This is a genomic window from Streptomyces sp. NBC_00448 (assembly GCF_036014115.1).
Lineage (GTDB): Bacteria > Actinomycetota > Actinomycetes > Streptomycetales > Streptomycetaceae > Actinacidiphila.
Genome location: NZ_CP107913.1, coordinates 7,584,504 through 7,610,942, shown reverse-complemented (window position 1 = coordinate 7,610,942; position 26,439 = coordinate 7,584,504). Strand labels below are relative to the sequence as shown.

Sequence of the window (26,439 nt, the reverse complement as noted above, 5' to 3'; positions counted from 1 at the left end):
CCGCTGCGTCGCGGGACCCGGCCAATGGCCCCAACCCCACACGTCAGCGACCGCGACGGCTCGCGTTCACCGGAAGAGCGGGAGGACTGAACTGAGGACCGTAGGTACTCGACGTGTCGGGGATCGCCGTCTCCATGAGTTCCACCGCAGACGGCTCCAGTCCGCGCATGGCATGCACCGCAGCGCCCAGGCTGCGCGCCCCGCCACCGGACCAGGCCGTCTCCAGAGAGTTCAGGACCTCGTGGTATCCGGTGTCGAAGCTGTTCAGGAGCTGCGCGACCTGAGGCGACGGGTCCTGCCAGCCTCCGGCCGGTACCACGGCCATAGGGCGGACATCGGGGAACGGGACCGCGTCGCCGGTGAACTCCCAAACGCCGTCGGTCTTCTGCAGGCACCTTCCGTGGTAGATCTCGCCGAACGCGTAGTAGTGCGCCGGCTGGTCATCCTGGAACGCCTCATCCGGAGAGCCCGTCGTGCCCTCGCCCTGCTCCTTGACGATCTCGATGGCTCTCTCGACGTCGTCGACGCTTTCCAGCGGCTTCAGATCGTCGGACCCGACGCGTGCCGCCAACTGCCCAGCTGACGCCAGCGTAGGAGCCTCGGCCCGGAACGCGCGCTGCAGTTCGCCGTAGAAGACACCGATGCTCGACGAGACATCGCCGACGCGGGCCAGCGGGAGTTCCGGGGCCTCGATGGCCATCATCACGTCGTGCACAAAGGACCTTGTCAGGCCCGAGAGGTACACGGTGACCCCGGCACGTACCCCTCCGGGCAGGGGCCCCGGATAGACCGGCGCCGCAGCCTTGATCTGCGGCTGCCCACCCACCGCGACCAGCAGGTTGCACACCACACCCAGGTGGTACATCTCGTCGTCGATGATCCGCCGGATCAGCCGCGCGGCCTGGCTTCCCCGGTCCTTCACCGACCACCAGCCGCACAGGTACGGCGGGATGGTCGACAGTTCGAGTTCCACCGCAACCTGCAGGGCCGTCCTGATCCAGCCGAGGTCCCGCTCGCGCTCGGCAACCGACAGCAGACGTGCGACGGATCGGCCGCCAGTCGCTGCGCCTGGTGGAACAGGCGGCAGCGAAGCGGCGGACACGGGGGCCGCGAGCGGACCTGCGGACGCCGCGGACACCGCCGCCACCAGCACGCTCCTGCGCCGCAACGACGCGGGAGCAGCGTCGTCCCCTTCTCCGCCACCGTCTGTCATCGCTGCCTCCGCGCCCGATCCGGTCCCTGCCGGTGACATCCTGTCGGACATGACGGGTTGCCTCCGGGTAGCCCCGACGCTAACGCCCGCGGAACCGCACGACCGCAACCCGCGGCATCGACAGGGGAGTTCCCACCTGATCGGCCCCCCGTGCTGGCGCTCGGCTCCCGCCGCGGAACCAGTTGGCCCGGTTCACACCATGGCGAGGAGCATCACAGCCATACCGAAGGCCATCGCGCCGTGGCAGCCGGCGTCCACGGCCCCGCGGAGCAAGGCGGATTCCTCCCGGTGGGTCCCTGGGACGGCGGGCCCGACAGCAGGGGGCTCCGGCACCGCCGGGGCGAGTCGGGCGGTGTCGAAGGCCCGCGAGAGCCACCACAGGCCCATGACCACGAAGACGACGAGGAGCACGACGGCCACGCTGTGGGAAGTGCCGTGGAGTTGCATCGACATGCCCCCGCCCGGACCGGACATGTCCATCCCCGGCATGTCCGCCATCGCGCCGGAACCGCCTGCCGGGGACGGGCCGCTGCTCATGTCGTCGGGCATGGCGAGCAGCATCCAGGCCATCCCACCCATCATCACCGCGTGCAGGACGACATGGGTGCGCGGGTGCCCTGCCTCCCCCGGGCCTCGCCAGATCCACCGGCCGCGCAGCAGCGCCGCCACCACGAACCACGCGGCGGCGAGGAGGAAGAAGACGGCCTGCGGGGTGGCGGGCACGTCCATGCCCCGGGGCCAGACCATGACCGCCATCGCTGTGCCCATCAGCGCATGGAGGGCGTGCGTGGTCCGCTCGGCCGCCGCGCGCGCCTGGCCCGGGCGCAGCGCCCGTGCCACGCTGAGCAGCGTCACCGCGGCGAACAGGACGGTCAGTATCCAGCGGAGTCCGTGCGCGGCGATCACCGGGCCACCTCCGCGGTCGTGCGCCGCCGGACCACCGCGCCGACCGCGAGGTCGACGGCGAGGAAGACCAGCAACGGCAGGCCCAGTAGCGGCAGGTAGTAGCCGAGCACGGCAACGACGAGAACCGCCGGGGCCAGCACCTGTCCGGGAATCCGGCGCCATGTGCCCCGCGCGGGGGCGCGCCCCATCGCCGGGCCGCCGCAGGTGGGCCTGCGCAGCCACCACATCCGGTAGCCGAGCAGGATCATGGTGATGAGGCTGATCGCGAGCAGCGCCAGCACGACCTGGTTGGCGAGGCCGAAGAGCAGGCCCATGTGGGCGTCGATGCCCCAGCGGGTCAGTTTGGCCAGCACCGGGTAGTCCGCGAAGCGGAGCTTGGCGGTGACCTTCCCGGTTGACGGGTCCACGGCCACGGAGTCCTGGCGTTCGGGCCAGTGCCGGGTGTTCTCCTGGACGGTCCAGGCCGTGCCTGGGGCGCTGGGCGGGGTGACGTCCAACACGCCGGTCAGCCCTGCACGGTGGGCGGAGTCCACCACGGCGTCGATGCCCACAGCCTGGCCGCCCTTGCGCGCCGTCGATGCGGCGGCGGGCAGGGTGGTGGAGACGGACGGGCTGCCGCCCTTCAACTGGGCGCGGAGTTCACTGATGCTGGCTCCGGCGTGGTTCGACCAGGTCAGACCGGTCGCGGACAGCCCGAGCAGGCCCAGCGACACGCACAACCCCACCACGGCGTGCCACGACAGCGTCCTGCGGCGGCCGGCGCCGCTTTTCACCCGCGGCAGCACCGTCCGGCGCAGCCGCTCGCCCTTCCGGCGGCGCGCCCCCAGCCACAGCGCGAGCCCCCCGAGGACCTCCACCCACAGCCAACTGGCCGCCAGCTCGCTGTAGTTGCGGCCGAACGCGCCCAGGTGCAGGGTGCGGTGCAGGCCGTCGAGCCAGGCGCGGACCGGCAGCCACTGGCCGTACGTGGTCAGGACGCCGCGCACCTCGCCGGTGTACGGGTCCACGAACGCGGTCCTGCTGTACCCGTCGGGCACGCCGGGGGTGCTGAACAGCACGCGGGTGGTGTCGTGCGGCCCGGCGGGCGGGCTGACGGACTGGAGGGTCCCGTCCGGAACGGCTGCCTTCCCGGCAGCAACCTGCCGGGCCAGCGGCACCACGTGCGCGGGGCTCTGCGCGGTCACGTGCAACTCGTGCCGGTATACGATCTGCTCGACCTGCGGCGTGGTGGTGTAGATCAGTCCGGTGGTCGCGGCGACGAGCAGGAACGGGCCGATGAGCACGCCGACGTAGAAGTGCAGCCGCATCAACAGCGGGCGGACTGCCGCCCAGAGCCCGGGCGATGCCGCGGGCCTGGTGGGGCCGTCTATTCGACTTGACGTGTCGGGGCCGTCGGCTTCCTCGGTCGGACCGTCGTCGTCCCCGTCTCGTCTTCCTGTGTCCAGCGTGCTGTCGCTCACTGCCATGGCGTCTCCTGCCAAGTGGTGCCGAGAATGGGGCAGCGAAAACCCGCCCACCTCTTCATTCGTCGGGCCGGCGAAGTACGTAGTTCCGAAAACATCCGTGTTGGTTCGTGGGGCTCGGTTGGCGAGGGCGCGCTCATGCGATGCCTCGGGACCGCCCCGCTCTTCGTCGACGAGCCCGCTGTCGCCGGAGGCCGGCACGCAGATCTGAGGAGCCGCCGTCGCGCCTGGCAGCGACCTCCATCCTTCCGTGCATGGAACGCACGGCACCTGAGACACCGCGCCCCGGGTCAGGCCAGCCGCCGCGGGCGGCGGCGTTCCCCGGTGGCCCGTTCCTGCCCTGACGGGCTCCACGAGCGCAGGCGAAGGCTGTTGGTGACGACCAGAAGCGAGCTGACGGACATCGCCACGGCCGCCGGCATCGGGTCGAGCCAGCCGGTCGCGGCGAGCGGAAGGGTCACGACGTTGTAGGCGAACGCCCAGGTCAGATTGGCGCGGATGGTGGTGAGGGTCCGGCGCGCGAGGAGTACCGCGTCGGCGACGGCGTGCAGGTCCGTGCGGACCAGGGTGATGTCCGCGGCGGCCGCCGCGGCGGCGGTGCCGTCACCGAGCGCGATGCCGAGGTCGGCGCGGGCGAGCGCTGCCGCGTCGTTGACGCCGTCGCCGATGAACGCGACCCGGTGGCCCTCGTCGCGGAGCCGTGCCACCAGTTCGGCCTTGTCGGCGGGCGAGCGCTGCGCGTGGACCTGGGTGATGTCCAGGTGCTCGGCCACCGCGCGGACCGGCCCGGGGCGGTCGCCGCTGGCCAGGACCGGGTGCACGCCGAGCCGGCGCAGGTGGTCCACCGCCCGGTAGGCGTCAGGGCGCAGTACGTCGCCGATCTCGACGACGGCCTCGGCGGTGCCGTCGACGGTGACCTGGACGCTGGTGTGCGCCGCGCGTTCGGCGGCGGCGACCGCCTGGGCCAGGGTTCCGGTCAGGCGGCGCTCCGGGGTGCCGACGGAGACACGGTGTCCCTCCACCAGGCCGCTGACCCCCGACCCCGCGGTCGCATGGAAGTCGGTGACAGGCGGCAGCGGTTCGTCCTGGTCGGCGCGGGCGCGGGCCGAAAGGGCCCGGCCCAGCGGGTGTTCGGAGCCGTGCTCCACGGCGCCGGCCAGCCGGAGCACCTCCTGCTCGCCGATGCCACCGGGCCGTACGGTCACATCGGCCACCGTCATCCGGCCGGTGGTGAGGGTGCCGGTCTTGTCCAGCACGACGGTGTCCACCTTCTGGAGCGACTCCAAGGCACGGGCCCCGCCGACCAGGACGCCCATCCGCGCGCCGCGGCCGGTGGCGGCCAGCAGGGCGGTCGGGGTGGCCAGGCCCAGCGCGCACGGGCATGCGACGACGAGGACCGCGACACAGGCGGTGACTGCCGACTGCGCGTCGGCGCCGGCCCCCAGCCAGAACCCGAGGACCACGACCGCGATGGTCAGCACCGCCGGGACGAACACCCCGGCGACCGCGTCGGCGAGGCGTTGGGCGCGGGCCTTGTCGGTCTGCGCGTCGGTGACCATCCGCGCGATACGGGCCAGCCTCGTGTCTGTGCCGACCGCCGTGGCCCGCACCAGCAGCAGGCCACCGGCGTTGACGGCGCCACCCACGACCTTCGCACGCGGCCCGACCTCGACCGGCTCGCTCTCCCCGGTGATCAGCGACAGGTCCACCGCGGAGACGCCCTCGACCACGGTGCCGTCGGTGGCGACGGGTTCGCCGGGCCGCACCATGAACTCCTGCCCCACCCGCAGCTGTTGCAACGGCACAGTGCGCTCGCCGGCCGCGTCGCGGACGGTCGCCTCCGCCACGGTCAGACCTGCGAGGGCGGTCAGCGCCCTGCCGGTGGCGCGGCGGGCCCTGCCCTCCAGCAGCCGCCCGGCGAGCACCGCCAGCGGAACACTGACCGCCCCTTCGAGATAGACGTGGGTGCCCTCGTGGAGCATCGGCATCAAGCTGAACGACATCCGGTAGTCGCTCCCGCCGGCACCGCCCCACAGCAGCGCGTACGTCGACCACCCCAGCGAGGCGGTCACGCCCAGGGAGACCAGGGTGTCCATGGTCGCGGTGGCGTGCCGCAGGCCCTGGATCATCCGGGCGTGGAAAGGCCACGCACCCCAGGTGGCCACCGGCACCGCGAGCACGAAGCACAGCCACTGCCAGCCGGCGAACTGCCATGCCGGCACCATCGACAGGGCCAGGACCGGCAGCGCCCCCGCCGCGACCAGCGCCACCCGCAGCAGCTCCGCGCGGTCGGCGCCAGGGCCGTCCGCGGGTTCCGGCTCGTCGCGCAGCACAGCGGCGCCGTACCCCGCCGCCTCGACGACACCCACCAACTCCTCGACGGTGACACTCCCGGGGTGGCTGACCCGGGCGGAGTTCGTGGCGAGATTCACCGTGGCGGTCACGCCCTCCAGCCGGGCCAGCCGCTTCTCCACCCGGCTGACGCAGGCGGCACAGGTCATGCCGGTGACGGCCAGGTCGGTCACCGTCGGCACGGCGGTCGTGCCGGGCGCGTGGACGGCGGTCGCGGCACCGTGTTCCGTGCTCATCGCATACCCGCCATGCCGTGGGTGCCGCCCGAACCGGAGCCGCCGTCCATGGACCCGCGGACACCGGCGGGGGCCGGGTGCATGCGCGGGTTGACCGGTCCGGCGGCGTGCCCGACCGACCAGGCGACGGCGAAGACGGCCACCAGGGCGACCAGGAACGCAGCCAGCACCGCAGCGGGCGGTACCTGCCGGACCGAGGACGCAGCCGGACCGGAAAGAGCGACCGCCTCGGCGGCCGGTGGTGTACGCACGGGAACTCCAATGAGCAGAGCGACGAACAGGAAGAGCCCGAGGGGCGAGGGAAGGGCCGGTCAGTCCCCGGCGCGCACGACCACGGCATCCGCCGTGACCGGACCGCTGCCGGCGAACTCCAGCGTGAGCCGGACATGCTGCCCGACGGTAAGGCTCGGCGGTGTCGGCACCATAAGGTCGGTGGTCTCCGCCGCCATCGTGAACGTCTGGCCGGGCCCCACCGTGAGACCGCGCAACGCTTCCATGTGGCCGGCATTCGAGGCCACCACGGTGTGGGCGAGCATCGCCGTACCCCACGGGGTCCCCGCCCCGGTCAGCGTGTCGGCCGACCCGCCGGTGTTGCGCAAGGTGACAAACGCGGCGGTCGCGTCCGAGGTCGTGGGCAGCAGTATCCGCGCGCCGCTGACACGCATCACGGCATCGGGAGCGCCCGCCGCGCCGGACGCGGCGTACACCGCCAGCGCGAACAGGGCGACGGCGGCGGCACCGAGCGGAACGGCCGCGCCGCGCAGCAGCGGTACGACCCGGCGGCGGAAGTGTGGGGCACGAGCGGGCGTACCAGTGTGGGACTTCACCCCCCAGTAGTCGTGCCCCGCCCTGGTGGAGTTCCCGGCGATTCACAGGAGATTCCGCAGCGGTCACTTCCACGGCCGTGTGTTCGGCCCGGTACCACAAAGGCCGCGCCCCACCGGCCCGGTACCGCGCCGTCATCGTCTGCGCCCGCCCTGGCGCCGCCTGCGTAAACGGCGGCCACGGTCGCCGACCACCACCGCGACAACCAGGTGGAACGCCACGGCCACGGCGGCTCCAACCGCAGCTCCCACGAGCGCTCCGAACCCGCCCGCCAGATGACCGCCGAGCCAGCCGTACCCGCCGGCCAGCAACGCAGAGCCGGCAGCCGTCAGCAGCCAGCTCTGCCCGTCACGGGTCCGACCGGTCCTGACCGGCTCCTCCCACGGCCAGGGGGGCGGCCCCTGGCTCGGGCGACTCGCCCGACGGGAGAGCAGTCGACGGAGGCAGCGGATCACCGGTGGTACCCGACCGCGCCCCGGGACCACTCCGCACCCGCGCTCGGTAAAGCGCGCCGAGCGAGCCTCCTCGTCCAGGGAACCTCTGCTGAGGGATGTATGTGCTGGGCCAATGTCACGGCCTGGGCCGCCTCTCGTCAATCGGTTGTCCGGGCCGGCTCCGGGCGTCGGAAGAGAACCGGTCGGGTGGACCTGCGGGTAAAGGGGTGCAGGCGGGATGAAAAGGGCGGGCCGCCGGCCGGCGGCCCGCCCGATGCTCCAGACCCACGAGGCGGTCAGGCCGCCACGGCTATCGCCTCCTCCGGTTCGTCGGCCGCGACCAGCAGCGCGTGGACATCCGCGCGGGCCCGTGCCACGCGTGAACGGACCGTGCCCACCGGGCAGCCGGTGCGGGCGGCGGCGTCGGCGTACGGCAGTCCCAGCAGTTGGGTGAGCACGAACGCCTCCCGGCGCACGCGGTCCACGGTGTGCAGCAGGTCGAGAAGTGCGACGCCCTCGTCGAAGCCGGGCGGGTGGGCGGGTTGCGCGCGCTCGGCGGACGCCAGCCAGTCGTCGGTACCTGACAGCTGGGGCCGGGCCGCGTCGTAGCGGTAGCGGTCGACCACGACCCGGCGGGCGATGGACAGCAGCCAGGTGCGGGCGCAGGAGCGTCCCGCGAACCGGGGCAGGCTCGCCAGCGCCCGCAGATAGGTCTCCTGGGTGAGGTCGTCGGCTGACGAGGAGTCCGCGGTCAGGTAGGTGACGAAGCGCCGCACGTCGCCGCGGGTGGCCCGCACGAAGTGCTCGATCGCTTCCTTGTCGCCGCTGCCCGCGGCCAGGGCCCAGGCAGTCACCTGGGAGTCGTCGCGTGCGACCGGTGAGCGGTCGCCCCGGGGTTTCCGGGCAGGTGTCATCTTCTCGGGTCCTTCGCTCGTGCGGGACCGGCCGTGTCACGGCACGCGGTCCCGCCGACGGACAGCCCGCCACGTGTCCTCGACGCTGCTACGAGCGCGGGACGTAACACGCGGTGACGTATGCGCGAACACGCTTACGGAACAGGCGTGTTGCCCGGCGGGCCGACGGGATCAGAGTCCGGCACGCTCCGCGCGGCCTCGCGGCGCCCGAGGGCGAGGGAGACGACAGGGCATACCGGCGCTGCGCCCGTCGAGCCGGCCGAGCAGCCGGTCAGATGGCGGGCGCCTGTCAGATCTGGACGACGAGAGACGGCGGCCCACGCCGCACCACGGCATGCCGCAGAATCCCTTCCGCGGGCCGAAGCCGAGGGGGCCCGTCCGCACGAACGCCGGGCACAGGCGGCAGCACAACGCCGCACACCGCAAGGACGTACCGCAGCGGGGCAGCCAGCACCCACGCCAGCGAGCGGACCATCCGGTAGAGGGCGACCTCGCCCCGCCACATCCACAGGCCGCACACCAGCGCGACGGCGGCGTGCAGCATGAGCATCCCCAGGGACCACTCGTGCATGTCCATACCGCCGCCCGGTCCCACCGTGGACCCCATGGCACCGGAACCGGTGGCTGAACCCGCCATACCCGGCATGGATGCCATGGACGCCATACCGCCCATACCCGTGGCGGGCATCGCCGGGTCCGATACCGCCGTCGCCGAAGCGCCGACAACCAACTGCCCGAGCATGAAGACGCAGTGCAGCGCGAGTTGAGTGGCCACGCTACCGCCGAGGATGACCCGCGCACCACGCTGCTTCCCAGTGGCCCACCACGCCATGGCGGTGACTCCGGCGAACGCGTACAGCAGCGCCCACACCGGCACGCCGGTGCCGGACATCATCGCGTGCCCGAGCCCGCTCACCGCCGTGCACACGGCCGCGAACACGGCCGAGCGCAGGACGCGGAGAGTGGGCATGCGAGCCATACCGACATCGTGCCAGCAGGCCGGCCACATGACGCCACTGGGGCAAGCACCGCGCCGTCCGACAAATCCGTCGGCCCACGGCAGTCCAGCCGCCGGGCCTCCCACCCTTCCTGCGACCCCATTGCAATTGTCAGACGTGCGCATCTACGCTGACCCGGCCGTGGTGCTCGGGAAGTCGGTGTGACGCCGACGCGGCCCTCGCCACTGTGATCGGGAAGTCATCGTGCTCGTTCCGCCCCGGACGGGATGGACGCCACTGGCCGCTTCGGCGACCGGGAAGGCGGAGCACGACGGCGTCGGACCCGTAAGCCAGGAGACCGGCCACGGCACGCACGACGAACTGTCCACGAGGTGCTGGAGAGGCTGCCCCCGCCATGACGCTGCCCGAAAACCCGTCCCTGCCGGCCGGAACGCCCGTGGGGGCGGCCTCCCCCGGGCCCGTCGTCCGCCGCTTCGAACGCGCCGACTGGATACGCACCGGCGTCCTGTTGGCCGCTATCGTCCTCCTGCACGTCGTGGCCTTCGCCATCCTGGTGACGATGGTCGCGCCGCACCACTACACCGTCGGCAAGCAGGCGTTCGGCGTCGGCCTCGGCGTCACCGCCTACACCCTCGGCATGCGCCACGCGTTCGACGCGGACCACATCGCGGCGATCGACAACACCACCCGCAAGTTGATGGCCGACGGGCAGCGGCCGGTCTCAGTCGGCTTCTGGTTCGCCCTCGGCCACTCCAGCATCGTCATCGCCATGGCGAGCCTGATCGCGGGCGGCGCCAAGATCGCCGGCACCCTCTTGAACGAGAACTCCGACGCCCACATCACCCTCGGTGTCATCGGCACCAGCGTGTCGGGGACCTTCCTCTACCTCATCGCCGCCCTCAACCTTGTCGCCCTGGTCGGCATCTACCGCGTCTTCAAGGAGATGCGCGCCGGCAACTTCGACGAGCACGAACTCGAGAAGCACCTGGACAACCGGGGCTTCATGAACCGCCTGCTCGGCCGCCTCACCAAGTCGGTCCGCCACCCCGGCCAGATGTACCCGATCGGCGTGCTGTTCGGCCTCGGCTTCGACACCGCCACCGAGGTCGCCCTCATGGTCATGGCCGGCTCCGGAGCCGCCGCCGGCCTGCCCTGGTACGCGGTCCTCTGCCTGCCGCTGCTGTTCGCCGCCGGCATGAGCCTGTTCGACACCCTCGACGGCACCTTCATGAACTTCGCCTACCACTGGGCGTTCTCCAATCCGGTCCGCAAGGTCTACTACAACCTCACCATCACCGGCCTGTCCATCGCCGTCGCCTTCGTCATCGGCACCATCGAACTCGTCGGCGTCCTCCACGACAACGCCGGCTTCAAGAACTCCCTCACCGACTGGATCGCCGCCATCAACCTCGACAACGTGGGCTACATCATCGTCGGCCTCTTCGTCGTCGTCTGGGGCTGTGCCCTGACCTACTGGCGACTGGCGAAGGTCGAACACCGCTGGGGAGGAGCGGCGCGTGGCGGCGCCGGAGGAGCCGGCACGGCACCTTGATCACACCCGCCCACCGTCCTCAAAGACGACGAGCTCGCCCTGTTCCCTGGCCGCGCCCACGGCGAGCCGAGGCAACCGCCGTCAATTGCTGCTGGCCATTGAAGCGCACGACAATCCCTCGGACAGGACGGCCCTCGTTCCGATGGTGAAGAAGACCCAGCACAATCACCAGGCCGCACGACTCCCCGGCGACATCCAACTCTGGCTCGCCGACAGCGGGTACGCTTCTGCCGCGTCCTTCGAGGCCCTCGCCAACCTCCCGCTACTGGTCTCGGTCACCAGCGATGCCGACCAGGCAGGATTTCCCGCGAAACGTCAGCAGGCCCCTGCCGGCCAGCAGGACATGGCGGCCCGCCTCGCCACCCCCACAGGACGGGCCCAGTACCGTCAACGCAGTGCCCTGGTCGAGCCGGGATTCGCCCAGATCTTCCAACGCTTCGGACGACACCTCAACTACCGCGGCCGCCAGGCGGTGGACGCCGAGATCAAGCTCCTCGGCACGGTGCACAACCTCAACAAGCTCATCAATCACACGCCCAAGAAGCACTCTTGACCTTCACCGGGCAGGAGCCGTGCGACAGCCTCGCTGTCGTCGCGCGGATGTTGCGAAACCCTCGCCGCACCCGGGCGGGCGTCAACTTGTGTGGAGGTAGTGGGCGTTCCCATGGGCGGCGCAGGTCCGTCGCGGCTGGTCGGGCGAGCCATAGCTGGGTGTGTGCGGCGATGATCAACATCGTCCACAGGTCCGCGCTGGTCGGGTCCCGGAGCTTGGGCACGGTCCAGCCCAGTGTCTGCTTCATCAGGCGGAAGGTGTGTTCCAGGTCGAATCTGCGCAGGTAGGACCGCCACAGTTGGTCGACGTGGGAGGGGGCGGCCCCGGGGCGTGAGGACCACAGCCACACCGGGTCGGGATCCCGTCCGCCGGGCAGGTGCTCGACGGTGAGGCGGATCACGAGGCCGTGCAGGACGGGGAGTTCGACGTTCTGGTCGGTGATCCAGGCCGAGCGGCGGGTGAGCCGGGGGTGGAGCCGGTCCCATGCCCGGGCGGTCGCGGTGCCGTAGCGGGTGGTGTCGGTTCGGGTCTCGGTCTGCGGGTCTCCCCAGGTGGTGGGTCTGGCCAGGGCGAACGGGGCGCCGTGCATGCGCGGGCGGCCCGGCCGGGGGGCCGCGTTGTGCGGGCGGCCCGGCCGGGGGGCCGCGTTGTGCGGGGCGGGGTCACGGGCCAGGACGCGGTCCGAGCGGAGCCTGCCGCATACCTCCACGGGCAGATCGGCGAGCAGGAAGGCCAGACGGGCCAGGTCGTAGCCGGCGTCAGCGACGACCAGCAGCTCGGGGTCGCCCTCGATCCAGTGTCCCGCCGTGATCAATTGCTCGACGACGTCGCGTAGTTGGGCGGCGGTGACGGCTGCGGCGTCGTCAGCCGGGCCCAGCCGGGCCGCCTCCAGCAGCCGGCACCAGGAGGTGCGGCCGGACTCCAGAGCTGCGACGAAGGAGTAGGGCCAGCCGGGGATGAACTGGTCCTTGCCGCGGCCGCGTCCGTAGACGTGGCAGAACAGCCGGTCGGGGCTGGTCTCGGCATCGGGGCGCAACCACGTGGAGACGTCCACGGCCAGCACGATCCGCCCGTCAACCGCACGCGGCACGGGCAGCGAGGCCAGCAAGCTCCGCAGCCGTGCCGGCTCGGCCCAGCCGGCGTTCAGCGCCTGGTAGAGGGCACCGTGCCCGCGCCGGTGCTCGGCCTCCAGACTCAGGTCGACCAGAGTCTGCACGGGTCCGTCCTTGCACAAGACCGCGTCGGTGAGCTCGAAGAGCGCGTCTGCACGGGCGTACAGACACTCGTAGAACTCGACCCGAAAGCGGGACAAGACACCCAACGCATCACCAGCGGACCCCGGGACAGGCAGACTCATACGCAGTGGCCGTTCTCTCGTGCTTCGTGACTCGACATCTCGAAGCGTGGAGAACGGCCGTCTCGGCTGTCCCGGGAAGAACCGCAGATCAGCAGGTCGAGTGAAGCCCGAGGTTAAAGATCAAGCTGACGTCAGTGCCTGAACAGAGTGCTGGTCAGGCTGCTGGCGCGAGGGTGACGTCGTGGCCGAGGGACTTGAGCTGGCGACCAGGTCGCGGGTCCGGCGGGTGGGGTCGGCTTTCAAGCGGCGGCAGACCGACGGTGCGGAGGGGACTGCGCTCGGAAGAGAAGATCTTGAGGTTCGCGCGATGAGTTCCGAAAGGGACGCCGGTATGTACTCACGGGCCCCTTCGGTCCCGACCAAGTGCAATGACTGGAGAGAACGATGTCCGACAACCGCGCGAACGACACGGCCGCGATCACTGCCGTCCTTGAGAGCCTCTACAAAGCGTGGGACGCCGGCGACGCCGACGCCTTCGTCGCCGACTACACGCAGGAGGCCACCGCGATCATGCCCGGCTCCTACCGCGCCTCCCGCGAGGAGGTTCGGCAGGGCATGGCGGCGGGGTTCGCCTCCTTCCTGAAGGGCACCACGACGACCAACCGGCAACTGGGGATCCGGTTCCTGGGCCGCGACGGCGCGATCGTCGTGAGCGAGTCCGGCATCCTCTTCCCCGGCGAGTCCGAGGTTCCCGCCGACCGGATCGTGTACGCGACCTGGGTGTTGGAGAAGCGCGACGACGCCTGGCTGATCGCCGCCTACCACAACAGCCCGGTCAAGTCCGCTAGCTGATCCAGAGTCAGTCCTGCCCGGGCCCGCCCGCACCTGTCGGGCGGGCCCGCCCGACAGGTACGGGCGGATCAGCCGTCGGCCTTCTGCGCCAAGCCGAAGGCGGCGAACACGTCGGCGTCCTGGAAGACCGAGACACGGCTGATGCCGCCGGCCGTGACCGTGAACACCTGCAGGGTGTGCAGCTCGAACACGCTGGCGTCCGCGCGCCGATAGGCGGCGAAGCCAGCCTGCCCGTTGGCCCGCACCGGCAGCAACCGCCAGGCCTTGCCGGCCTTGGCGAACACCCAGCCCATGAAGCTCGCGTAGTTCTCCCGGCCGGTGAACCAGTTGACCATGGGCGGCATCTCCATGAGGACGTCATCGGTCACCACCTGCAGCAGCCCTTGGATGTCCGCCCGGACGAAGGCCTCCATGTACCGGTCCACCCACGACCGCTGCTCCGCGTCGGAAGGCTCAGCGACCTGATCCTGCAGAACTCCCGCGGCCCGGACCCGGGCGCGAGCTCGCTGCAGCGAGCTGTTCACGGCCGCGACCGAGGTCTCCAGGATGCCGGCCGCCTCCGCCGCCGGGTAGTCGAGCACGTCGCGCAGGACCAGGACGGCGCGCTCTCTCGGTGACAGCAATTGCAGTGCTGCGACGAAGGCCAGCCGCAGGCTGCCCCTGTCGATCGCCGCGGTGGCCGGGGCGCCCGGGCCGAGCAGGCTGTCCGGGAGTGGCTGCAACCAGGTTGCCTCCCCGCCGTGGACGAGCGGGCCCAGCGGTTCGCTCTCGGTGGCCAGACCCGAGGGCATGGGGCGGCGGCCGAGCCCGTCCAGCGCGGTCAGACACGCATTCGTGGCGATCCGGTACAGCCAGGTCCGCAGGGAGGCACGCGACGGGTCGTAACGGTCCCGCGCGCGCCACGCCCGCAGGCACGTCTCCTGCACGAGTTCCTCGGCGTCGTGGACCGAGCCGAGCATCCGGTAGCAGTGCGCCAGCAGCTCCGGCCGGTACCGCTGCACCAAAGTCTCGAAGTCCCCCGTCGACGTCATCCCCGCGCTGCCGCCCTTCCGGTCTGCTCATTCGCCCCTACGGTAGCCGCCTCACGGGACCGGTTGCAGCCGTTCCGCTGCCGGGAACATCGGTCGCGGCGGGCGCTGTGCTCTCGCCGTGTCCTGCGCGGAGCAGGCGGGTACGTGAGGAACCAAGCACTTCCACGCCGCCCACGAGCACCGGCGCCTCTACCCACCCCGACCAGCAGGATTACGACTCGCCACTTGATCGCGAGCTTCACTCGAAATGAACCGCACCCAAAGGCGATCAGCTCGTCCGTACTCGCCTTCGCCCGCATGCGTCCTCCCCGGCCGCAGAACCACGCCGATCGTCCCACGTGTGCTCCCAAACGATCAGTAGGCCCCGAACAGTAACGCCCTCGGGCCCCTGACCCGGCACGGGCTCAAGCCGCCACAGCGGGGCCGCCAGGTGGAGTCATTTCTCACCCTCAAAGTCGGCACCCCCACGCACCGGGTGGAGTCAGAACTGACCTACAAGTGGCGTCAACTCTCGGTTCTGGCACAGATCTTGGGGAGCAGTTGCGGAGAGTCATCTCGGTGTTCGATTGCGAGGAGGCGGGTTCGCGTGAGATGGCGCACGCCTTGTGGTCCAGCGATCAGAATTGACGCTCCCCCAGGTCTCTGCCGCCCGCTGCTGCAGCCGGTTGTGGCCGGTGATGGTGCTGGTCATGCAGACCGATGGCCGCTACGGGTGGGCGGAAGTCTGCGAGGCGGAGTTCGGTACGTACCCGGTGGCGATCTGCCACCGGGTGAGGAACTCGTCGTTTGACTGGCCGGAGAGGCCGCGGTGACATCGGGAGCCGTACGTCTCCGACACACTTGCGATTCGAATCCGGTCGCCTCTACTGGGTCACGCGTGACGCATGGGGGAGCCTTGCGACGGCCGGGACGGAGCTGAACCGGGCGATCAGCTATGCCGACGCAACGGCATACGGGTCTCGGATGGTCCGTCGCCGGGACCATGACTGCCGAGGAAGGCGAAGCGGTACGCCTGCGGCGCGAGGCCCACGTCGCGGACGAAGTGACGGCGTAGATTCGTCGCACTGCCGAGCCCGCTGGCGGCGGACACCTGTTCCACGGGCAGCGTGCTGGTTTCCAGCAGGTGTTGCGCACGGCGGATGCGCTCCTGCTGGAGCCAGCGCATGGGGGGCACCCCGATGGTCTCCTCGAAGCGGCGGGCCAGGGTCCGGCGGCTGATGCCGGCCTGCCGTGCGAGGTCGGTGAGGGTGAGGGGGCCGTCGAGCCGTCCCCGGGCCCATTCCAAGAGGGGCCCGAGCGTGGTGTCGTCGCGGGCCACCGCGGGCAGTTCGACGTACTGGGCCTGGCCGCCCATGCGGTGCGGAGGTGTCACCAGGCGTCGGGCGAGCGCGTTGGCCACGGCGGCTCCGTGGTCGACGCGGACCAGTTCCAGGCACAGGTCGAGACCGGCTGCGGTACCAGCGGAGGTGTAGATACCGCCGTCCTCGACGTAGAGCACCTTCGGGTCCAGGCAGACCTCGGGATGGCGGCGGGCGAGTTCATGGGTGTGCATCCAGTGGGTGGTGGCCCGGCGGCCGTCCAGGAGGCCGGCTGCCGCCAGGACGAAGGCGCCGGAACAGATGGCCGCGATGCGTGCCCCCGCCGTATGTGCCGCACGGACCGCCTCGACCAGCTCGGGCGACGGCGCGCGGTGCACATTCGCGCAGGCGGGCACCACCACCGTGTCCGCACGGACCAGGTCGTCCATGTCGCCCGCACCGTGGGCGACGAAGCCGTGCGCGACCGTCGTACCGGGGTCGACCGTGCACACCTGCAGGTCGTACCACGGGTCGGTCAGGTCGGGGCGGTCGATGCCGAACACCTCACAGGGCACCGCCAGTTCGAAGATCGGCGCCTGGTCCGTCACGGCGAGGGCCACGCGGTGCGCGGCAAGATCCGTTCGCATCTCGGCAAGCTTGCCACTGGTCCGCAGGCAGCGGAATACCGAATCTGGGGGGAGACCGCCACGAGAGAGAAGGACCGGGATGAGCGCCACCGGACACCCCCCGAACACGCACGACAGCAGTTCCGCGGAGACCTCCCCACTGCAAGGCACGATCGGCTACGGGCAGGCAGTGGCTCTGTACGTCGGGGCCGTCCTTGGCGCCGGAGTCCTGGTGCTGCCCGGCCAGGTCGCGTCGGCAGCCGGGCCAGCCTCGCTGGTGTCATGGCTCTTCATGGGGCTGCTCGGCCTGCCACTGGCGATGACGTTCGCCGCCCTGGCCACGCGTTTCCCCGACCCCGGAGGCATCTCCACCTATGCCACCCGCGCCTTCGGGCCGACGGCAGGGGGGCTCGCCGGGTGGTTCTACTTCGTTGCCGGGTCGGTCGGGCAGACCATCGTCCCGCTGACCGGGGGCTACTACATCGCTGCTGCGCTCCGCGTGGACCAGGACTACGCCTTCCTCTTCGCAGCGGGCATCCTCGCGCTGGCGGTCGCGGCCAACCTGGTGGGGCTGCGGCTGAGCGGCCGTGTACAGCTCGCCCTCTCGGGCGGTGTGGCGCTGTTGCTCCTGGCCGCCACGCTCACCGCCCTCGCGCACGTCCACGCGTCAGCGTTCTCCTCCTTCGCGCCGAACGGCCTGTCCGGAATCGCCGACGGGGCTGTCGTACTGTTCTTCGCCTTCGCGGGCTGGGAAGCGGTCGCCCATCTGGCCGGTGAGTTCCGCGACGTACACCGCGACCTGACCCGGGCAACGGTGACGACCGTCGCCGTGGTCGTCGTGCTGTACCTGGGTGTCTCCTTCGCCGTCGTCGGCACCGGGACCTACGGCAATGCCCGGCTGGACCGGATCGCCGTCGGCCAAGTGCTGGGCGCGGGGCTCGGCTTCAGTGCCACCGTCGCTGCCGCGGTCCTGGCCACCGTGATCAGCCTCGGCACCACCAACGCCTTCATCGCGGCCGTCTCCCGGCTCGGCTACGGGCTCGGACGGGACGGCTGGCTCCCAACCCCTCTGGGGCGCCGCAACGCCGACGGGGTCCCGGTGGCCGGTGTGCTGACCGTGGGCGGGATCGGAGCGGCCGGTCTGGTGGCAACCCGGCTCGGCGGCTGGGGTACGGAGGACATCGTCGGCCTCCCGGCCTCGCTCGTGCTGGTGACCTACCTCATCGGCACGGCGGCCGGGGCCCGGCTGCTGAGCGGCCGGGCCCGCGGTTACGCCGTGACCGCCTTGGCCTTCACGGTCGTGATCGCGCCCTTCGCAGCGGGATACATCGCCGTCCCCGTGATCGTCGCGGCCGTCGCCCTCGGCTATCGGTGGAGCCGACACCGCTTTCCGCGCCGACCCGGCGGGGCGGAGTGAGGCCAGCGCGAGTTACCGGCGGGCCACGCCCCCCCCCCCCGCGCACGCCTTCACGGACTGCGAGTCGATGACCGCGGCCGTCGGCGCCGCTTCCCGCCCGGCCTGCTCGCGGACCTTCCCGCGCAGCCGGTCACGGAGTTCGGCGATCAGTCCGGCCTCGCGCCATCGTCGGAAGAAGGCGTAGACCCGGTCCCAGGCGGTTATGTGGAATCGGACTTGTCAAGGTCATTGGGCAGTGCCAGCGACTGCCGGCCCGCACTCGGGGGGAAGGTGGGCGACGACCGTCCCAGACGGTCCTGAACACGATCGAGCGCACCGTCGCCGCCGACGCCCGCGGGAGGGACGCGATCATCGAAGCCGCCACCGTGAAAGCGGCACTGACCGCGATGAAGACCGGCCGCCTCGCCCAGGAAGTCGCCCAGCCGCGCGGGGAAGCAACACCACGTAAGGACCTACGCGCAGACACCGAGTGGTTCGAGCGTGTCGCCGCCGCCTACGCACAAGAGGGGGCGATGTGAACGAGGACGCACGAGGCGCTGTCCAAATCACCTCGAAGCGCCGCGGTTGGAGCCTCCCGGCTACGCCAGAATGCCTACGGCCCGCTGGCGCGAGGCAGCGGGCCGTCGTGAAGAGCTACGTGCCACGTGAGGTGGCGGGGCGCAGAAGTCTTGCGCCCCGCCACCCGGTTACGGCTGGACGATGTCGAAGTCGGCGGCACCGGAGCGGACGAGGTCGAGGAAGGACGACCAGGCGCTCGGCGTCACGAGCAGTGCCGGCCCCTGCTTGTCCTTGGAGTCACGGATGCCGACGTTCTGCGTGAGGGCGGCGATCTCCACGCACGCGTTGCCCTCGGCTCCGCTGTAGGAGGACTTGTACCAGGAGGTCTCGGGAGCTATGTCGGTGGACTTCAGTGGAGTGTTGATGGTCCTGTCCTTCGCTGTAGTGCTTCCAGGAACTGCGGCGTCTCGTGGGGTGCGAGCGCCGAGGCCCGCAGTGCTTCGAACCTGCGGGAGAACCGTCCCACGTCGGGCTTCTTGTCGGTCACCCAGGCTTGGCCGTTGACATGGTCGGCCTGGACCATGCGCCCCAAGGGCTCTTCCAGATCGAGGATGATGAAGTTCTGGCTCGCGCGGTAGCCGGCTGACGAAGCCGGCAGCACCTGGACGGTGACGTGGTCGAGGCTGCTGAGCCGCGCGATCTCCTCGTACTGCCGCGCCATCACCTCTGCGCTCCCGATGGTGGCCCGCAACGCGTCCTCGGCCATGATGACCCACAAGGGCCGGGGCTCCTCTTCAGAGATGATCCGCTTTCGGAGCATCCTCAGTTCGACGTTGGAGTCGATGAACTCGGTGGTGATCTCGTCCGTCGCCTTGGCGCTCTGGAGCAGGGCGCGGGCGTACTCCTCCGTCTGAAGCAGTCCGAACACCAAGTTGGGCTGCCACGCGCTGATGGCGAGCGCATCGGTCTCCATGCCGACGTAGTCGCGCATGCCCTTTTGGAAGTGGGGGTTGTAGGGGACCCACCATCCTGCTTGCAGTGACTCGCGATGGATCGTCAGCAGGCTGTCGATCGTCTCGTCGTCCTGTTGGTAGTACTCCAGCAGGGAAGTGAGGTCTTTCGGGTTCGGCAGGCTGGTCCGACCGCTCTCGACGCGCCACAACTTCTCCTTCGAGAACCCGAGCGCGGAAGCGACCTCGGCCGTGCTGAGGCCGCGGTCCTCCCTCATCTTCTCCAGCACCTTGCCGAGGTGTACTCGGCGACTCGTGGGTCCTTTCGGCGCTGCCACGTTACGTCGTCCCTCCTCCGAGCTGGGCGCTGCGGCGCCCGAGTCCGGTCTGGTCGCCGTCGAGTCCGGTCTCACCGTACCCGGGCGACGGGTGGTCAACCTTGAGCTCCCTGCGGATTTCGAGAGCTCGTGCAACTGCATATACCAATGTCCGTCTGAATTGCACGAGCAGTTGCACGTCAACTCTGTCATGCATCAACCTGGTTGAGCCGAAGGGTTCCGAAGTACGGCAGCGCCGACGCGGAACGAATGACCTGACGGCTCCCCAACTGTCCACGCTGCGAAGGGCACAGCCATGGCCGGCGCCACTCAGAGCTACGAAGTTCGCCTCGACTCTCTCCGAGTCGCTGCGGGAAGTGTCGCGAGTACGTCGGATACACCTGTGGTGGCTCTTGAGCGAGTCGCGCCTCGCAGCGCAGCGGTGACCACGGACGTGCTTCAGCCCGGCGTGATGCGCCGCCTCGCGTGCGTCGCGTTGGACTGGTGGGGGCTGGAGGCGCTCAGCGACGACATCGCCCTCGTGATCAGCGAGTTGGTGACCAACGCACTTCAGCACGGGGGTGGTTCACCGGCTTCTGCCTCACCCACGATGCTCGCGATTCCGTGCGCGTCGAAGTGGGCCAGCGCTCGCCCTGCCGCCCGCATGTGCAGAGAGGTGACGCTGGAGACGAGTGCGGGCGAGGAATGCTGATCGTCTCGACGCTCGCCGACGCTTGGGGCGTGGGCGAGGCCGGCGACTCGGTGTGGTGCACGCTCTCCGCCCGGGCCGGTGAGGCGGCATGAGGCGAGTGCCCGACAGACTGAATCGGCCGCAGACGATGCTAGGCAGCCATCTCCCTGCGCAGTTCGTCCAGAGCTTGCCCGGCCGCAGCGTGCACGTCGGGCAGTTGTCGCTCGGCCGTTCTCATGACGCGCTGGAGCTGGTGCGGCAGTCGCTGCGTGGTGGCTTCATGAGTGGCCGCAACCAGCGCCTCGAAGGCGCCCTGGCGATCGGCTCCGCTCAGGCGAACATCTGCGGTGGTGATCATTGCGATCACGTGCCATTGCGGGGCCACCGTCGTGGTCGGCCTCGGAGCATCGTCCGCCAGTCTTATGGCCGCGCCGGTTCGGCCGGTCGCCACCAGGCCCCGCAACCGCACCTCGTGCAGCGAGTACGGATTGAAGAGGCTGGTGTGCGTCACCTGCCCCAGCGCGGAGTCGGCCTCCCGGATCACGCGGTCGAACAGCTCGGAGTCGCCCAACGCGCCTGCGGCGCGGGCCAGCAGGGGAAGCACGGCAGCACGTGCATCACGGTCGGGTGCCAACGCGGCCGCTTGGAGGAGGCGTTCGACCGCGGCTCCGCGAAGCCCCGCCTTGCGCAGTTCGTTGCCGTGCATGCGCAGCGCGTAGGAGGTGGTCTGCGGGTCGTCGATGAACCTGGTGATCTCCAGCGACTTCGCGGTCCAGTACGCCGCGGTGCCCAGCCGTTCTTCCGGCAGCACGTTGCCCAAGGCGACGCCGAGGCCGACCCGGGCGCGAGCGACCAGGTGCAGGAGCGCGCGCTCCGCGTGACCGTCGGCGACGCGGGCTTCCAGGCGCGCGACGAACGGCCACAGTTCGGCCACCGCGACGTCTGCCTGGCCGGACTGGCGTGCGATCTCGGCGAGCCGGACGGTGGATTCGCCGAGTTGAAGCACCAATTGGTGATCAGTGTCGGCCGCCGTCGTGACGCCCAGGACATGAGGTGGCAGCCCCAGCCGCTCGCAGACCCGCTCGATCGAGCCGAGGTCGGTCAGGCTTCGCCGGCCGGTCTCCAACAGGCTGACGTACGTCTTGTCGTACCCGAGCAGCATGCCCAACCGGGTCTGGTTGAGGCCGTTGGCAGCCCGGTAGAAGCGCAGGATGGCTCCCAAGTCACGTGTCTCAAGCACTGCTTGGGCCGCAGGCGTGGCCCAGCGCCACTGCCGTGCTGGCGCGCGGAGTCCGAAGTCCTCGGCCATCGCGGGTCACACCCGGTCGTACCAGGCGCGGATCGATGCCTTGTAGCCCGAGGGCATATGGAGGCCTGCCACCTCATCCTTGGTGAACAGGCCGACGTGCTTGTGCTCGTGGCTGGCCACCGGTTCCACCCGTGGGTCCAGGGCCACCGCACCGTACGTGACGATCAGCACGCGGCGCCCCGGAATCGGCTCGTAGATCCAGACGCCGTCGTCGATCAGGGGACCGACCTTGACCTGCCAGCCGGTCTCCTCCCAGACCTCCCGCGCGACCGCGTCCTGAGGTGTCGAGTCGGCGGCCTCACCGTTCTCCTGGTCGACGATCTCCAGTCGGCCGCCCGGCAGTTCCCACTCGTCGCGCTCGTTGCGCAGCAGCAGGACGCGGCTTCGGTCGTCGAGAACCACGGCCTTCACCGACACCGGCCACATCGGCGGCTTGTACGACGACATCATGCTCCTTCCGTAGCCGCGAGGCTTCGGACCGTAGCACGCGGTCCGCCCGGACGCGTTCGGTCGGTCGCTGCTTCGGAGTCGACAATCTGTCGCTTTACCGCTCCGACGCCTCGTGCCGACAGTGAAGCCATCATCGCGTCTCGGCCAAGGAGTTCAACGATGTCCGATACCCCTGAATCCACCGGGCTGTTTGCCAAGCGCTACATCGACCTACGAGCCACCACCGCGCTGACCGACGTCATCACTTCGCAACTGCGCGATGTCGGCCTGGTGACCCTGGACGGATTACAGTCCCGGGCCGCCGTGGTCGCGCTGGCCTCGGCTCTCATGCGCATCGCCCCTCACCGTGACAGCGAACCCGACGGGCTCACCGTCGTCCAGGACACGGGCCGCCACACTGCCCGGTCCGGGTTCGCCGGACTGACCAACGTGGAGTTGGCCGCGCACACCGAACGGTCCGGGGCTCCGGCGCCGCCCCGGCTGATGCTGCTGGCCTGTGGCCGGCCGGCGGCCTCGGGAGGCGAGTGCGTCCTGATCGACGGCCACGACGTCTACACCGACCTCGCGCGGCACCATCCCGACGCCGCGGAGGCGCTCTCGGACGAGCGAGCGGGTCTCTTCGGCGGCCAGAACGGTACCTTCTCCCCCGTCTTTCGGCACCACCCGAGTGATCGGATCTCCATCCGGCTCCGACTGGACGACCTCGCGCTGTGGAACCCCCTCGCCCGGCGTTTCATACCCGCCCTCACCGCAGCCATCTCACGTCACCGCCAGGCGATCCGCCTCGACACCGGCGACGCCTATCTGCTCGACAACCACCGCTGGCTGCACGCGCGAACCGCCTTCACGGGGCCCCGCCTGCTGTACCGCGCCCTGGGCACACCGTTCCTCGCGATGTCCGAGGGATTTCCGATCGACGCGCCCCGGCGGTGGTTGCCGCCGCTTTCGGAGTTGACCAGATGACCTATCAGCCACGGCGCCGATCCGGGTTCGGTACAGCACCGAGAGCTGCACGGACGCCTCGCCGCTCCCTCCCCCACGAACCGTTCTCCATGGGAAACAGTCGGTCCCCCACCTGGCCCTGACTCATTGCAGCGGCCCTATAGGCGCCCCGATACCCCGCTCCAGCGGCATGCCCACGCGTCACCCAACGCGCCGTACGTACTCACGTCCCCGTGCGCACGGCTGTGGGTAACCCTGCCGCCGCTGGAGCGGCCACTCCCCCGCTCCGGCCACGCCGAGTCAAGCAGGCAGCCACGCCCCCAACTCCCCTGGGGCATGACGGACTCACGGCGACTGCCCGTGGCCGGAGTGGGCTCCACCCCCTCTAGGAAGCCGTCACCGAAGGAGCCGAACACGATGCCCAGCCGCAGCCCGCAACGCTTCATCTGCGGCCGGCGAACCCTCATGCCGCCCCAACTCGTCACGACGGCAGTGAACATGGCCAACGCCGCAGACCCAAACTCGGACGACCTCGGTTACGTCGCGGACGATGCATACGACCTGCTGATCTGCACGCTCCAGCTCCACCGCGGGCCGGTGCACCACGGCGCGGTACTGAACCTGCGCGGGCCCGAGGCCGGCACGGTCTGGGCGGTCTGGCGCGACGACGTGGGCTCCAGCCTGGCCCTCGTGTTCCCCGACTGCCCCGCCCGATCCAACGGCGAAGCATGCAGCGAGTTCGCCGGGCACCCCGGCGCCCACAGCTGGGACCTGACCGACCCACCCCACCAACTCCGGTTCACCACGCAGATACCGCCCCCGCAGCCGCCCGGCCAACCCCGCCCGCCCGATGGCCGCCTGCTCCCCGCCACCACCCGATTCCCCCGACCCGCCACGAACAGGAACCCCGCACAATGAACGCGGTCCCCTCGCCCTCCGCCTTAGCTTGATGTTTAACCTCGTACGTCACCCGACCTGCTGATCTGCGGTTCTTTCCGGGACAGCCGAGGCGGCCGTTCTCCACGCTTCGAGATGTCGAGTAACGAAGCACGAGAGAACGGCCGCTGCGTATGAGTCTGCCTGTCCCGGGGTCCGCTGGTGATGCGTTGGGTGTCTTGTCCCGCTTTCGGGTCGAGTTCTACGAGTGTCTGTACGCCCGTGCAGACGCGCTCTTCGAGCTCACCGACGCGGTCTTGTGCAAGGACGGGCCCGTGCAGACCTTGGTCGACCTGAGTCTGGAGGCCGAGCACCGACGTGGGCACGGTGCCCTCTACCAGGCGCTGAACGCCGGCTGGGCCGAGCCGGCACGGCTGCGGAGCTTGCTGGCCTCGCTGCCCGTGCCGCGTGCGGTTGACGGGCGGATCGTGCTGGCCGTGGACGTCTCCACGTGGTTGCGCCCCGATGCCGAGACCAGCCCCGACCGGCTGTTCTGCCACGTCTACGGACGCGGCCGCAGCAAGGACCAGTTCATCCCCGGCTGGCCCTACTCCTTCGTGGCCGTGCTGGAATCGGGCCGGACCTCCTGGTGCCGCCTGCTGGACGCCCTCCGGCTCGGCCCGGCCGATGACGCCGCCGCCGTCACGGCCGCCCAACTGCGCGACGTCATCGAGCGGATCATCGCCGCGGGCCACTGGAGCGAGGGCGCCCCCGAGCTGCTGATCGTCGCCGACGCCGGCTACGACCTCGCCCGCCTGGCCCACCTGCTCGCCGACCTACCCGTGGAGGTATGCGGCCGACTGCGCTCGGACCGCGTGATGGCCCGCGACCCGGCCCCGCACAACGTCCGGCCACGATCCGGCCGTCCGCGCATGCACGGTGCCCCGTTCGCCCTGGCCAAACCCACCACCTGGGGCGACCCACACACCGAGACCCTCACCGACACCACCCGCTACGGCACCGCGACCGCCCAGGCATGGGACCGGCTCCACCCCCGACTCACCCGACGCTCCGCCTGGATCACCGACCAGAACACCGAACTCCCCGTCCTGCACGGCCTCGTGATCCGCCTCACCGTCGAGCACCTGCCCGGCGGACGGGATCCCGACCCGGTGTGGCTGTGGTCCTCACGCCCCGGGGCCGACCCCTCCCACGTCGACCAACTGTGGCGGTCCTACCTGCGCAGATTCGACCTGGAACACACCTTCCGCCTGATGAAGCAGACACTCGGCTGGACCGTGCCCAAGCTCCGTGACCCGACCAGCGCGGACCTGTGGACGACGCTCATCATCGCCGCACACACCCAGCTATGGCTCGCCAGGCCGGCCGCGCAGGACCTGCGCCGCCCATGGGAACGCCCACTTCCCTCAAACAAGTTGACCCCCGCCCGGGTCCGGCGGGGGTTTCGCAACATCCGCGCGAAGACCGCCCGCCCCGCGGCTGCGCCGAAACCCTCCCGCCCCGGCCCAGGACGCCCCCGCGGATCGAGCAACCATGCGAGAGTACCCCGCCACACGCCAGGAAAGACCGTCAAACGCGCCGAAACGCTCGACCAGCACTACGGCCGTCGACCATAAAGATCAAGCTTAGTCCCCGCTCTCCCAGGCCAGCGAGACGAACCGTTCCAGCCGTCCCAGGTCCAGTTCGAGGGCGAGCGAGACGCACACCGCCACGTGGTCCAGGTTCGCCGCCAGCACCTGGCCCTCCGACCGCTTCGACGACGTGGACCGGACGAACCGGGAGCGCCGGGGCAGCAGTTCCCGCACGAAACGGGGGTCGTGGCCGGCCGGATCGAGCGCGGCCCAGTCCCCGGTGCACACCACGCGCATCGGGTCCTTCGGCACGACGTACTCGGTGTCGGCGCGCGCCACGCCCTCGGCCGTGAACACATCACACCGTCCACGGTCCACCCGCACCACCCGCCCGGGCACCAGCCCACGCTCGGCGTACGGCACGAACTCCGCCTCCCACACGTCGTCCCAGCCGTAGGGCACGAGAGCATGTGAGGAGACATCACGAAAAGAGAAAGACAAGGGAAACCCTTCGAACAGGGCCCCGACCCGCGCGCCCACAGGCGCGACGAACAGCAGAAGAGGTCAGCCGGAGACCACAGAGGTGAACCGCACGATCAGCTGAATGTGGGCAACGCCCGTCACGGAAACAGCCATCGGGTCACACCTCCCAGGTCACACACACGACCGACACGGCCACCCAACCGGGCACCGCGCTGCGAACACCCGCACCGTAGCGGCTCCCCCACCACCCCCGCCACCCAATTACGCGCCCTGCCCAGCAACCGCAGCGCGCACCGCGCCTCCCCCACCGGCGGCTCCGAAGAACCCGCCAGAGCTTCGAGCCGCTCACCGCATTCCACATCGCACCCGCTCCAAGGGCGCCTGGCTCACACCGGGCTCACCC

Annotated in this window: 23 protein-coding genes, 2 pseudogenes and 1 riboswitch; of the genes and pseudogenes, 9 read left to right on the top strand and 16 right to left on the bottom strand. The window is 70.4% G+C overall.

Features of this window, described 5'->3' with window-relative positions; all coding sequences use genetic code 11:
• Positions 1-43 precede the first annotated feature (43 nt).
• The 8 genes from OG370_RS32745 to OG370_RS32710 all read right to left on the bottom strand — a co-directional run bounded on the left by OG370_RS32745 (position 44) and on the right by OG370_RS32710 (position 9,322).
• Positions 44-1,147, bottom strand: coding sequence for a ferritin-like domain-containing protein (locus tag OG370_RS32745; protein WP_328470641.1), 1,104 nt, complete (start codon positions 1,145-1,147; stop codon positions 44-46).
• Between the two features lie 258 nt (positions 1,148-1,405).
• Positions 1,406-2,119, bottom strand: a complete 714-nt coding sequence (locus OG370_RS32740; RefSeq protein WP_328470639.1) for a DUF5134 domain-containing protein — start codon at positions 2,117-2,119, stop codon at positions 1,406-1,408.
• On the bottom strand, positions 2,116-3,585 hold the full coding sequence (locus OG370_RS32735; protein WP_443060789.1) for a PepSY-associated TM helix domain-containing protein: 1,470 nt from the start codon (positions 3,583-3,585) through the stop codon (positions 2,116-2,118). The genes OG370_RS32740 and OG370_RS32735 overlap by 4 nt, the downstream gene beginning before the upstream one ends.
• A gap of 287 nt (positions 3,586-3,872) precedes the next feature.
• Entirely contained in the window at positions 3,873-6,170 is a 2,298-nt protein-coding gene (locus OG370_RS32730) for a heavy metal translocating P-type ATPase (RefSeq protein WP_328470637.1), read from the bottom strand.
• A complete protein-coding gene (locus OG370_RS32725; RefSeq protein WP_328470635.1) occupies positions 6,167-6,421 on the bottom strand; it encodes a hypothetical protein in 255 nt (84 codons plus the stop codon). Before OG370_RS32725 ends, OG370_RS32730 begins: the two co-directional genes overlap by 4 nt.
• A gap of 60 nt (positions 6,422-6,481) precedes the next feature.
• A complete protein-coding gene (locus tag OG370_RS32720; RefSeq protein WP_328470633.1) occupies positions 6,482-6,997 on the bottom strand; it encodes a copper chaperone PCu(A)C in 516 nt (171 codons plus the stop codon).
• Positions 6,998-7,725: 728 nt separating this feature from the next.
• On the bottom strand, positions 7,726-8,343 hold the full coding sequence (locus tag OG370_RS32715; protein WP_328470631.1) for a sigma-70 family RNA polymerase sigma factor: 618 nt from the start codon (positions 8,341-8,343) through the stop codon (positions 7,726-7,728).
• 289 nt (positions 8,344-8,632) lie between these two features.
• Positions 8,633-9,322: a hypothetical protein gene (locus OG370_RS32710; protein ID WP_328470629.1), complete on the bottom strand. Its 690-nt coding sequence runs from the start codon at positions 9,320-9,322 to the stop codon at positions 8,633-8,635.
• Between the two features lie 144 nt (positions 9,323-9,466).
• A riboswitch (cobalamin riboswitch) is annotated at positions 9,467-9,662 on the top strand.
• A gap of 34 nt (positions 9,663-9,696) precedes the next feature.
• On the opposite strand from OG370_RS32710, the gene OG370_RS32705 reads away from it, so the two are divergent.
• The gene (locus OG370_RS32705; RefSeq protein ID WP_328470627.1) at positions 9,697-10,854 is read left to right on the top strand and encodes a HoxN/HupN/NixA family nickel/cobalt transporter; all 1,158 of its coding nucleotides are present in this window, start codon (positions 9,697-9,699) and stop codon (positions 10,852-10,854) included.
• A complete protein-coding gene (locus OG370_RS32700) occupies positions 10,820-11,407 on the top strand; it encodes a transposase (protein ID WP_328470625.1) in 588 nt (195 codons plus the stop codon). The genes OG370_RS32705 and OG370_RS32700 overlap by 35 nt, the downstream gene beginning before the upstream one ends.
• On the opposite strand, the pseudogene OG370_RS32695 reads toward OG370_RS32700, so the two are convergent.
• Positions 11,406-12,764: pseudogene (locus tag OG370_RS32695) on the bottom strand (NF041680 family putative transposase); the annotation flags it as partial. The gene OG370_RS32700 and the pseudogene OG370_RS32695 overlap by 2 nt on opposite strands.
• Before the next feature lie 384 nt (positions 12,765-13,148).
• On the opposite strand from OG370_RS32695, the gene OG370_RS32690 reads away from it, so the two are divergent.
• The gene (locus OG370_RS32690) at positions 13,149-13,556 is read left to right on the top strand and encodes an SgcJ/EcaC family oxidoreductase (protein WP_328470621.1); all 408 of its coding nucleotides are present in this window, start codon (positions 13,149-13,151) and stop codon (positions 13,554-13,556) included.
• 68 nt (positions 13,557-13,624) lie between these two features.
• Here the strand turns inward: OG370_RS32690 and OG370_RS32685 are convergent, their stop codons facing one another.
• The gene (locus OG370_RS32685) at positions 13,625-14,587 is read right to left on the bottom strand and encodes an RNA polymerase subunit sigma-70 (RefSeq protein WP_328470619.1); all 963 of its coding nucleotides are present in this window, start codon (positions 14,585-14,587) and stop codon (positions 13,625-13,627) included.
• Between the two features lie 928 nt (positions 14,588-15,515).
• Positions 15,516-16,532, bottom strand: a complete 1,017-nt coding sequence (locus tag OG370_RS32680; RefSeq protein ID WP_328470617.1) for a GlxA family transcriptional regulator — start codon at positions 16,530-16,532, stop codon at positions 15,516-15,518.
• A 79-nt stretch (positions 16,533-16,611) separates the two neighbouring features.
• On the opposite strand from OG370_RS32680, the gene OG370_RS32675 reads away from it, so the two are divergent.
• Positions 16,612-17,928, top strand: coding sequence for an APC family permease (locus OG370_RS32675; RefSeq protein ID WP_328470615.1), 1,317 nt, complete (start codon positions 16,612-16,614; stop codon positions 17,926-17,928).
• Between the two features lie 164 nt (positions 17,929-18,092).
• The gene (locus tag OG370_RS32670; protein ID WP_328474644.1) at positions 18,093-18,446 is read left to right on the top strand and encodes a DUF6545 domain-containing protein; all 354 of its coding nucleotides are present in this window, start codon (positions 18,093-18,095) and stop codon (positions 18,444-18,446) included.
• Between the two features lie 168 nt (positions 18,447-18,614).
• Here OG370_RS32670 and OG370_RS32665 read toward each other — a convergent pair whose 3' ends face one another.
• Both OG370_RS32665 and OG370_RS32660 read right to left on the bottom strand, forming a co-directional pair.
• A complete protein-coding gene (locus OG370_RS32665) occupies positions 18,615-18,824 on the bottom strand; it encodes a DUF397 domain-containing protein (RefSeq protein ID WP_328474642.1) in 210 nt (69 codons plus the stop codon).
• A gap of 11 nt (positions 18,825-18,835) precedes the next feature.
• Entirely contained in the window at positions 18,836-19,666 is an 831-nt protein-coding gene (locus OG370_RS32660; protein ID WP_328470613.1) for a helix-turn-helix domain-containing protein, read from the bottom strand.
• Between the two features lie 469 nt (positions 19,667-20,135).
• Here OG370_RS32660 and OG370_RS32655 point away from each other — a divergent pair, with 469 nt between their 5' ends.
• Positions 20,136-20,405, top strand: coding sequence for a hypothetical protein (locus OG370_RS32655; RefSeq protein WP_328470611.1), 270 nt, complete (start codon positions 20,136-20,138; stop codon positions 20,403-20,405).
• A 130-nt stretch (positions 20,406-20,535) separates the two neighbouring features.
• Here OG370_RS32655 and OG370_RS32650 read toward each other — a convergent pair whose 3' ends face one another.
• Positions 20,536-21,693, bottom strand: coding sequence for a helix-turn-helix domain-containing protein (locus OG370_RS32650; RefSeq protein ID WP_328470609.1), 1,158 nt, complete (start codon positions 21,691-21,693; stop codon positions 20,536-20,538).
• A gap of 6 nt (positions 21,694-21,699) precedes the next feature.
• A complete protein-coding gene (locus OG370_RS32645) occupies positions 21,700-22,140 on the bottom strand; it encodes an NUDIX hydrolase (RefSeq protein ID WP_328470607.1) in 441 nt (146 codons plus the stop codon).
• Between the two features lie 162 nt (positions 22,141-22,302).
• Here OG370_RS32645 and OG370_RS32640 point away from each other — a divergent pair, with 162 nt between their 5' ends.
• From OG370_RS32640 to OG370_RS32630, 3 genes are all read left to right on the top strand, one after another.
• The gene (locus OG370_RS32640; RefSeq protein WP_328470605.1) at positions 22,303-23,106 is read left to right on the top strand and encodes a TauD/TfdA family dioxygenase; all 804 of its coding nucleotides are present in this window, start codon (positions 22,303-22,305) and stop codon (positions 23,104-23,106) included.
• Between the two features lie 396 nt (positions 23,107-23,502).
• Positions 23,503-24,003 (top strand): hypothetical protein, encoded by a 501-nt coding sequence (locus OG370_RS32635; protein WP_328470603.1) that lies wholly within the window; start codon positions 23,503-23,505, stop codon positions 24,001-24,003.
• Positions 24,004-24,155: 152 nt separating this feature from the next.
• On the top strand, positions 24,156-25,598 hold the full coding sequence (locus tag OG370_RS32630; RefSeq protein ID WP_328470601.1) for an NF041680 family putative transposase: 1,443 nt from the start codon (positions 24,156-24,158) through the stop codon (positions 25,596-25,598).
• Between the two features lie 15 nt (positions 25,599-25,613).
• Here the strand turns inward: OG370_RS32630 and OG370_RS32625 are convergent.
• A pseudogene (locus tag OG370_RS32625) lies at positions 25,614-26,054 on the bottom strand (ribosome small subunit-dependent GTPase A); the annotation flags it as partial.
• Between the last annotated feature and the right edge of the window lie 385 nt (positions 26,055-26,439).

What these genes read in the sequence shown, in the direction of transcription:
- OG370_RS32735 (WP_443060789.1), bottom strand. Translation starts at nt 3,585, where the DNA reads ATGGCAGTGAGCGACAGCACGCTGGACACAGGAAGACGAGACGGGGAC.
- OG370_RS32730 (WP_328470637.1), bottom strand. Translation starts at nt 6,170, where the DNA reads ATGAGCACGGAACACGGTGCCGCGACCGCCGTCCACGCGCCCGGCACG.
- OG370_RS32715 (WP_328470631.1), bottom strand. Translation starts at nt 8,343, where the DNA reads ATGACACCTGCCCGGAAACCCCGGGGCGACCGCTCACCGGTCGCACGC.
- OG370_RS32710 (WP_328470629.1), bottom strand. Translation starts at nt 9,322, where the DNA reads ATGGCTCGCATGCCCACTCTCCGCGTCCTGCGCTCGGCCGTGTTCGCG.
- OG370_RS32705 (WP_328470627.1), top strand. Translation starts at nt 9,697, where the DNA reads ATGACGCTGCCCGAAAACCCGTCCCTGCCGGCCGGAACGCCCGTGGGG.
- OG370_RS32690 (WP_328470621.1), top strand. Translation starts at nt 13,149, where the DNA reads ATGTCCGACAACCGCGCGAACGACACGGCCGCGATCACTGCCGTCCTT.
- OG370_RS32685 (WP_328470619.1), bottom strand. Translation starts at nt 14,587, where the DNA reads ATGACGTCGACGGGGGACTTCGAGACTTTGGTGCAGCGGTACCGGCCG.
- OG370_RS32680 (WP_328470617.1), bottom strand. Translation starts at nt 16,532, where the DNA reads ATGCGAACGGATCTTGCCGCGCACCGCGTGGCCCTCGCCGTGACGGAC.
- OG370_RS32675 (WP_328470615.1), top strand. Translation starts at nt 16,612, where the DNA reads ATGAGCGCCACCGGACACCCCCCGAACACGCACGACAGCAGTTCCGCG.
- OG370_RS32650 (WP_328470609.1), bottom strand. Translation starts at nt 21,693, where the DNA reads ATGGCCGAGGACTTCGGACTCCGCGCGCCAGCACGGCAGTGGCGCTGG.
- OG370_RS32645 (WP_328470607.1), bottom strand. Translation starts at nt 22,140, where the DNA reads ATGTCGTCGTACAAGCCGCCGATGTGGCCGGTGTCGGTGAAGGCCGTG.
- OG370_RS32640 (WP_328470605.1), top strand. Translation starts at nt 22,303, where the DNA reads ATGTCCGATACCCCTGAATCCACCGGGCTGTTTGCCAAGCGCTACATC.
- OG370_RS32635 (WP_328470603.1), top strand. Translation starts at nt 23,503, where the DNA reads ATGCCCAGCCGCAGCCCGCAACGCTTCATCTGCGGCCGGCGAACCCTC.
- OG370_RS32630 (WP_328470601.1), top strand. Translation starts at nt 24,156, where the DNA reads ATGAGTCTGCCTGTCCCGGGGTCCGCTGGTGATGCGTTGGGTGTCTTG.